Origin of the sequence: Acidovorax delafieldii 2AN, assembly GCF_000175235.1 — a bacterium.
Lineage (GTDB): Bacteria > Pseudomonadota > Gammaproteobacteria > Burkholderiales > Burkholderiaceae_C > Acidovorax > Acidovorax delafieldii_B.
Genome location: NZ_ACQT01000411.1, coordinates 1 through 2120 on the forward strand (window position 1 = coordinate 1; position 2120 = coordinate 2120).

The 2120-nt window shown below is 69.2% G+C and carries 1 protein-coding gene and 1 pseudogene; both read left to right on the forward strand.

Annotated elements, in window-relative coordinates; genetic code table 11:
* A pseudogene (locus ACDELDRAFT_RS21655) lies at positions 1-381 on the forward strand (hypothetical protein); the annotation flags it as partial.
* Between the two features lie 162 nt (positions 382-543).
* The coding region (locus ACDELDRAFT_RS21660; RefSeq protein WP_005800637.1) for a Calx-beta domain-containing protein at positions 544-2120 on the forward strand (1577 nt) is incomplete at its 3' end.

Below are 2120 nucleotides of genomic sequence, written 5' to 3' on the forward strand. Positions count from 1 at the left end.
CCCCACGCGACGCTGCCACCCGACCTGGCCCTCCGCCTGGGCGTGCGGCCTGGCCGCATCAGCCACATTCCCGTGCCCCACGGCCTGCTGCTGGCGCAGGCCCATGAGTTGCTGGCGCCCGCAGGGAGTGCAGCGCAATGGCTGATCACACTGCAGTTGCAGCGCCCGCGCCAGATCGATGTGGTGCGCCGCGTGCTGCAACTGCCGCTGTCGCCCCTGCAGCGCGAGATCGCCGCCCTGGCCGGCCTGGGCTATGCGCGTGCCGACGCCGCCCCCCTCACCGGCGTGGGCGATGCGGCACTGAAAAAGCACATGCGCTCCATCCTGGAAGCGGCGGGTGCGGGCGATTGGCACGAACTGGGCCTGCACCTGCGCGGCTGATACCGCCCCCTGGCAATAATCGACCGCAGCGCTCTTCCACCGCGCCCATCACGCTATTAACTCTATAGCAAAACTAGAAATCGTACCCCTTGGGGGAATGGTGCACACACCGCATTCTTTGAACAATCGCGCGGCCTCCACATGGACCCCTGAAGACCGCGCATGCTCCCTCGCTCCGACCTCTCACTCCGCCCCCGCCTGACCACCCTGCTGGCGCTGGCGGCCACCCTGACCGCCCCCGCCTCCATGGCGGCCCCCCTCACCTTTCCCGGCTGCGGCGCTACGCTGCAGGCCTGCGTGGATGCTGCCGCCAGCGGCGGCACGGTGGAGCTGGCCACCGACAGCTGGATCAACGAAGCAGTCACCGTCACCAAGAGCCTTACCGTGCAGGCGGCGGCAGGCAGGCGCCCCGGCGTGCGCTCACTGGTGGCCGTGGCCAGCGTCGCCGACATGCGCGTGGAGTTCGCCGGCCTACACGGCGACACGTCGCTGGCCGGCATCCTGGCGCCCGGTGGTGGCAGCCTGGACTTCACGGCCACGCGCAACCAGCTGGAAACCAGCGCCAACGCCGCCATCGAAGCACGCCACAGCTCCCAGCCCGGTACCTATGGCGCGCTGACCGCGCACATCACCGACAACACCATCATCCACCGCCGCAACGGCAGCTGGTGCGGGTCCCCCATGAAGGTCCTTGCGTCCTACCCCGGGCCGATCTCCGCCACGATTGCCCGCAACAGCGTCACGGCAGTGAACCTGACGGAGTGCGCGCTGGTCGAGCTGTACGCCACCACCGGTCCGTTCCATGTCCTGGCCCAGCACAACACCCTTCGCGGTACCGGGGGCTTCAACAACGGCATCTCCCTGCGCAGCCAGGGCGGCGCGGTGACGGCGGCCGTTCTCAACAACGTCATCAGCGGCCAGAAAAATTTTGCGGGCGGCCCTGCCGCCATCACGCTGTACGCCGAGGCCGACAACGCCCACATCGATGCGCAGGTGCTGCACAACACCATTGTGGGCAACGAGGTCGGCCTGAACGCCAGCGCCCGCACGGACCTGGGCGCGCGCCTGACGGGCCGGCTGGCCAACAACATCTTCGCCCACCACACCCGCCACGCCTTCTGGCTGGACGGTGACGAAGTGCCCGACTTTCTGGACAGCTACAACCTGGTCTTCGACGCACCGCCGCTGCCGCCCACCGGCGGCCCGCGCCCCTACGGGCCGGGAACGCGCACCGGCGACCCGCAATTCGGCGATCCCGAGCCCGGCGATTTTTCGCTGCTGCCGGGCTCCGACGCCATCGACTACGGCAGCGACACACTGGCCGATGCCCGCGTCACGCAAGACCTGTTGGGCCAGCCGCGCCGGGTGCGCACCGTGGACATGGGAGCCTATGAATTCCAAGGCACGCCGCTGCCCCAGGTGCGCATCGCCAACGCATCCGCCATCGAGGGCCCGGCGGGCGGCACACGGCAGCTGCACTTCACTGTCACCCTCTCGGCCACGCCCACCGCGCCCGTCAGTCTGCACTGGCGCACCGCCAACGGTACCGCCAACGCGCCCGCCGACTACACCAGCGACCTGGGCACGCTCACCTGGCTGGCGGGCGACAACAGCGCGCGCACCATCAGCATCGGCGTGCAAGGCGACGACGACACCGAGCCCAACGAGACCCTGCTCTTGCTACTCGAAAACGTCACTGGCGCCACCGTCGCCACGGCACAGGCCATCGGTACCATCGT